General features: G+C 65.6%; 4 protein-coding genes. 1 reads left to right on the forward strand and 3 read right to left on the reverse strand.

Annotated features, from left to right (window positions below; translation table 11 throughout):
* The 3 genes from F0Q45_RS23535 to F0Q45_RS23545 all read right to left on the reverse strand — a co-directional run.
* Positions 1-949, reverse strand: a 949-nt coding sequence (locus F0Q45_RS23535; RefSeq protein ID WP_149656198.1) for a PPE family protein, incomplete at its 3' end; no start/stop codon positions are given.
* Between the two features lie 172 nt (positions 950-1,121).
* Complete coding sequence (locus F0Q45_RS23540; protein WP_149656199.1) at positions 1,122-2,012, reverse strand: aldose 1-epimerase; 891 nt, start codon at positions 2,010-2,012, stop codon at positions 1,122-1,124.
* A gap of 9 nt (positions 2,013-2,021) precedes the next feature.
* Positions 2,022-3,197 (reverse strand): FAD-binding oxidoreductase, encoded by a 1,176-nt coding sequence (locus F0Q45_RS23545; RefSeq protein ID WP_149656200.1) that lies wholly within the window; start codon positions 3,195-3,197, stop codon positions 2,022-2,024.
* Positions 3,198-3,724: 527 nt separating this feature from the next.
* On the opposite strand from F0Q45_RS23545, the gene clpB reads away from it, so the two are divergent.
* On the forward strand, positions 3,725-6,271 hold the full coding sequence (gene clpB / locus F0Q45_RS23550; protein WP_149656201.1) for an ATP-dependent chaperone ClpB: 2,547 nt from the start codon (positions 3,725-3,727) through the stop codon (positions 6,269-6,271).
* Positions 6,272-6,297 lie beyond the last annotated feature (26 nt).

Raw genomic sequence — 6,297 nt, forward strand, 5'->3', positions numbered from 1 at the left:
TTCCGGTGCCCGAGTTACCGATGCCGATGTTGTTGGTGCCGGAATTGAACAAGCCAACGTTCCCGGTGCCCGAGTTCCAGCCGCCGAATCCGGACAGGCCGCTGCCGTTGAGGCCGATACCTCGGTTTCCGTCACCGGTGTTGCCGAATCCGATGTTGTTGCTGCCGGTGTTGCCGATGCCGATGTTGTTGCTGCCGGTGTTGCCGAATCCGATGTTATTGAGGGCTGCCGTTAGGGCCGGGCCGGCGTTGCCAAAGCCGATGTTTCCGTTACCGACGTTTCCGGACCCGACGTTTGCCGACCCGATGTTTCCGGAGCCGATGTTGTAGTCGCCGATATTGCCGCTGCCGAAGTTGCGAAAGCCGACGTTGGCCAGGCCGAAATTCGCGGTAGCGGCGGTCACGCCAGCTTCCAATGCCCCGGGTAAGCCCAGCAATTGTAACGGGAACGGCGTCAACGCGGCAGCGGCCGCCGCAGCCCCGGAATAGTAGCCAAGCATCGCGGCCACATCCTGGGCCCACATCTGTTCATACTGAGCCTCGGCAGCCGCGATGGCCGGCGCGTTCTGCCCGAGCAGATTTGCAAGCACCAGCGAAACAAACTGGGCGCGATTGGCGGAGATGATTGCCGGCTCCACTGTCGCCACCTGCGCCGCCTCGAAAGCGGCAGCTGCCAGCCTGACCTGGGTAGCGGCCTGTTCGGCCTGGGCCGCCGCGGTACTGAGCCATCCCAGATAGGGCGCGGCCGCGTCCGTCATCGCCGCTGCCGCCGGGCCTTGCCAGGCCGCTCCCGTCAGCCCCGAGGTCACCGACGAAAAGGAGGCCGCGGCGGAGCCCAATTCGGTGGCAAGGCCGTCCCACGCCCCGGCCGCGTCCCGCATCGGCCCCAATCCGGCACCGAGAAACATGCGTGCCGAGTTGATCTCTGGGGGCAGCACCGCGAAATTCATCACCTGTCCCTAACTGGAACCTTGGCCGCCACCGAGGTGGCGTCGGGTGCCATCACGTCCCCCGGAGCGCTGAAGGGCCTAGCAGAATGATTATTCAGTCGTCGTGTGAAAAACCGCGCTTGATTTGCAAAAATTCTTGCCTGGGTTGTCCAGAGACTCCTGCTGCGAGCCGCTAGACCCGGATCGAAAACACAGCGACCCCCGGTTCACCAGGGCGCGCAACTCGGTATCCGCCGCGGTGCAAGGCATCTGTCGGTGCGGCCATCGGCTCGAAGCAGATGATGTCCTCACCGGCGGGCGCGAAGATTTGCACCGCCGGATAGCCGCGTTCGAAATGGACTTCGATGCGGCGGTCACCACCGGAGACCGCGAACACCGCCGCGTCGCCCACCTGGTCGTAGCAGTCGTCAAAAGCCTGGTCCTGCAATGGCTGCGACATCGCCGGTTGCCGGGCCGTTTGGCCGGTGGGTAGTCCGTGTTCGTCGAGATACAGCTGGCGCAGCGACGGCGTCTCGATGACCCAGTCGGGACGTGCTACACCCGGCAAATTGAGGTACGGGTGGAAGCCAAAGCACAACGGCACCGCCCGGTCGCTCGTCGCGGTGACCGTGGTGCGCACTGTCAGCGTCCGCTCGGCCAGCCGCACGGTCATCGCTAGCACATGCGGGAAGGGGAAGCTGGCCAGCAACGTCGGATCAGCGCCGAAATCCAGTTCCGCGGTCACCTCGTTTGCCGATTGGGCCGTCACCTGCCAGCCTGGATACGCGGCCAGGACGCCGTGGATGGGTAGCCCGGCCGGGTCCGTTCGCACACCGTTGACTCCTGGCTTCAGCGTTACCGTCTCGGTCTCGGCGGTATAGGTGTTGGTGCTCAACCGATTCGCCCACGGATACAGGATCGGGATGCCCATCGTCTTGCCCGCGGAGATATAGGCGCTCAGTCCGCGGCGCTGGCCGAGCAGCTCGACGCCCGATTCGGTCAGCGACGTGCCGATCATGCCCGCGTCTGCCACGAATTGCGCCGCCACCGGCGATGACGGGTCGCGCAGCGTGACGATATGCACGTCGCTAGCCTAGCGGGACAGCGGATCGTGCTGAATACGTTCCGGCGGCGCGCCTTTGGCGAGAAGAGCCGTCTTGGTCGCCCGGACCATGGCCGGTCCACCACAGATCAAGATCTGCCGGTCGCCCCAGCCGCCGTACTTGGTGACCACGTCCGCCAACCGGCCGGTCTGGCGCACGTGTAGGCCGCGCGGCGGTGACACGTCAGGGTAGTCGACAGCCCAGGACGGGTCGCGGTTGTACTCCGTCACCGGTGAGACGGACAGCCACGGATTGTGCGCCGCAATCTGCCACAGCGTGCGCAGGTCGTAGAGCTCGCAGTAATAGCGTGCGCCGAAGAACAGATGCACGCGCGGATTTTCGGCGAAGCGGCTGAGGTCCATGATCAGTGCCCGCAGCGGTGCCAGGCCGGTGCTACCAGCGATCATGAGCACGTCACCGCCGTCGCGGTCGACGTGTAGTGCGCCGTGCGGACTGGACAGGCGCCACCGGTCGCCGGGTCGGGTCTCGTGAACCATGGCGTTGCTGACCAGGCCGCCAGGCACCACGCGGACGTGAAACTCGATTCGGCCGTCGGGGTCGGCGGGAATGGCGGGGCTGAGGTATCGCCAGCGGCGAGGGCATTGCGGGACCTGGACGTTGACGTACTGGCCGGGGTGGTAGTGCAGCGACTGGTCCAGACACAGCCGGATGACCGCGAGATCCCGTGACACCCGGGTGTGCTCGATGACCGTCCCGTCCCACCAGGCGGGCCCTTCCTCGGAGTCCGCGGCACCGCTCATCACCCCGATGATCAGGTTGAGCGACTGGTCAGCAGCTCGCTGGACGGCGTCAGTCCAGGCCTGCCGGCTCTCATGGCCCAGATAATTGCGCAGCGTCTGATGCAGGGCGCGGCGCAACGATTCGTATTGGGTCGCTAGCACACCGTATTTGCGGTGGTCCCGGCCGAGTTGGGCAAGAAAAGCCACTGGCTCTTCAGCGCGCTGGGCGACGAGTTCGCCGTAGACCCAGTGCAGTGCATGCGCGAAAGCGGTTCGTTGACCACTCATTTCCGGCGGGAAGAGGTCGCGCACCGAGGCGTCGAGGGCAAACCAGTTCGTGTAGAAGCGGTGGACGAGCTCGTTGGTTTGGTCGGGCTTGAAGGCGTCTTGCAGCACACGCAACGCATCACGGTCCTCGAGGCCCACGGCCCCCGATTCTAGGCTCGCCCTAGTACGCGAGCGATCACGGTCGTTGCTCCGCTGGCGCACCTCATTACCGACGAGGCGTCCCTATCGCGCCTGTTTCCGAGTAGTCACTTCTCCGGGCGCAGCGCTCAGCTGGTTGGCAGCGCTCAGCAATGGCAGCAATGGCACTCGGCCCCACGCTGGGGCTACGCCCGCGCCGCGGGCAACACTCGTCAGCCAGGCCCGCGGCTCCAGTGCGATCCACTTCGGCAGCGCCAGCTTGCCCAAGGCGGCCGGGGAGCGGCGTGGCCGGCGCCGGACACAAAACGGCCACCATCCGGAGTCTGCTGCTGGCCGATGTGGAAGGCTCGACGCGGCCGTGGACGACCCTGCCCCGGGTCGCACCGCGGCGCGACACGCACATAGGCGAACCTCATTACTGTGGTCAGCGCAATGAAGTCGATAGAGTTGAGCGGAACATACTCAACCTTGACTGCGTTGGACAACCCGACAAGCATTTTTAGGTACGTGACCCGAACGGAGTTGTCGTGGACTCTTTCAATCCGACCACAAAGACCCAGGCGGCCCTGACGTCGGCGCTGCAAGCGGCTTCGGCTGCCGGCAATCCCGAGATCAGGCCTGTGCACCTGCTGATGGCCCTGTTGACTCAGGCCGACGGAATCGCCGCGCCGCTGCTCGAGGCCGTCGGTGTCGAGCCCGCCGCGATCCGCACCGAAGCGCAGCGCCTGCTCGATCGGTTACCGCAGGCTTCCGGAGCCAGTACGCAACCGCAGCTGTCCCGCGAATCGCTGGCGGCGATCACCGCCGCCCAGCACTTGGCCACTGAGCTGGACGACGAATACGTCTCCACCGAGCACGTGATGGTCGGCCTGGCAACCGGTGACTCTGACGTCGCCAAGCTGCTCACCGGCCACGGCGCCTCGCCACAAGCTCTGCGGGAGGCCTTCGTCAACGTGCGCGGCAGCGCCCGCGTCACCAGCCCCGAACCCGAAGCGACGTATCAGGCGCTGGAGAAGTACTCCACCGACCTGACCGCGCGGGCTCGCGAGGGCAAGCTCGACCCGGTCATTGGGCGGGACAACGAGATTCGCCGCGTGGTGCAGGTGCTCTCGCGGCGCACCAAGAACAACCCAGTGCTGATCGGCGAGCCTGGTGTCGGCAAGACCGCGATCGTTGAGGGCCTGGCGCAGCGCATCGTGGCCGGCGATGTCCCGGAAAGCTTGCGGGACAAGACGATCATTGCGCTGGATTTGGGTTCGATGGTGGCCGGCTCGAAGTACCGCGGCGAATTCGAGGAACGGCTCAAGGCCGTCCTGGACGACATCAAGAACTCGGCCGGACAGATTATTACGTTTATCGACGAGCTGCACACCATCGTGGGCGCCGGGGCGACCGGCGAGGGCGCGATGGACGCCGGCAACATGATCAAGCCGATGCTGGCGCGCGGCGAGTTGCGCCTGGTGGGCGCCACCACGCTTGACGAATACCGCAAGTACATCGAGAAGGACGCCGCGCTGGAGCGTCGTTTCCAGCAGGTGTTCGTCGGTGAGCCGTCGGTGGAGGACACCATCGGCATCCTGCGCGGGCTCAAAGACCGCTACGAGGTGCACCACGGCGTGCGCATCACCGACTCCGCGCTGGTAGCGGCGGCCACGTTGAGCGACCGCTACATCACCGCCCGGTTCCTGCCGGACAAGGCCATCGACCTGGTCGACGAGTCGGCCAGCCGGCTGCGGATGGAAATCGACTCCCGGCCCGTCGAGATCGACGAGGTGGAGCGGCTGGTGCGCCGGCTGGAGATCGAAGAGATGGCGCTAAGCAAAGAGGAGGACGAGGCGTCCAAGGAGCGGTTGGAGAAGCTGCGCGCCGAGCTGGCCGACCAGAAAGAAAAGCTCGCGGAGCTTACTACCAGGTGGCAGAACGAGAAGAACGCGATCGAGATCGTCCGCGAGCTGAAGGAGCAGCTGGAAGCCCTGCGCGGGGAATCAGAGCGCGCCGAGCGTGACGGTGACCTGGCCAAGGCCGCCGAGCTGCGCTACGGGCGTATTCCGGAGATGGAGAAGAAGCTCGACGCGGCCCTGCCGCAGGCGGCGGCTCATGAGCAGGTGATGCTCAAGGAAGAGGTTGGCCCCGACGACATCGCCGACGTGGTGTCGGCCTGGACCGGCATCCCGGCCGGACGGCTGCTGGAAGGCGAGACGGCCAAGCTGCTGCGCATGGAAGACGAGCTGGGCAAACGCGTCATCGGGCAGAAGAAAGCAGTGCAGGCGGTTTCGGATGCGGTACGTCGCAGCCGGGCCGGCGTGTCCGACCCTAACCGGCCGACCGGTGCATTCATGTTCCTGGGTCCGACCGGTGTCGGTAAGACCGAGCTGGCCAAGGCGTTGGCCGACTTCTTGTTCGACGACGAGCGGGCGATGGTCCGCATCGACATGAGCGAGTACGGCGAGAAGCACACGGTGGCTCGGTTGATCGGTGCCCCGCCTGGATATGTCGGGTATGAGGCCGGTGGTCAGCTGACCGAATCAGTGCGCCGGCGCCCGTACACCGTGGTGCTATTCGACGAGGTGGAAAAGGCCCATCCCGATGTGTTCGACGTGCTGTTGCAGGTGCTCGACGAAGGCCGGCTCACCGACGGGCATGGTCGCACCGTCGACTTCCGCAACACCATCTTGATCCTGACGTCCAACCTCGGGTCGGGTGGCAGCGCGGAGCAGGTACTGGCCGCGGTGCGCGCAACGTTCAAGCCGGAGTTCATCAACCGGCTCGACGACGTGCTGATCTTCGACGCGCTCAACCCCGAAGAGCTGGTGCAGATCGTCGACATCCAGTTGGCGCAGCTGCAGAAGCGGCTGGCCCAGCGGCGGTTGCAGCTGGAGGTGTCGCTGGCGGCCAAGCGCTGGTTGGCGCACCGCGGGTTCGACCCGGTGTATGGTGCCCGGCCGTTGCGGCGGCTGGTGCAGCAGGCGATCGGCGACCAGCTGGCCAAGATGCTGCTGGCGGGTCAAGTGCACGATGGCGACGTGGTGCCTGTCAACGTCAGCCCCGACGGTGATGCGCTGATCCTGGGCTAATTACGGGCTAATTGTCCATTGCCTGC

Source organism: Mycobacterium simiae (assembly GCF_008370645.1).
GTDB classification, from domain to species: domain Bacteria; phylum Actinomycetota; class Actinomycetes; order Mycobacteriales; family Mycobacteriaceae; genus Mycobacterium; species Mycobacterium simiae_A.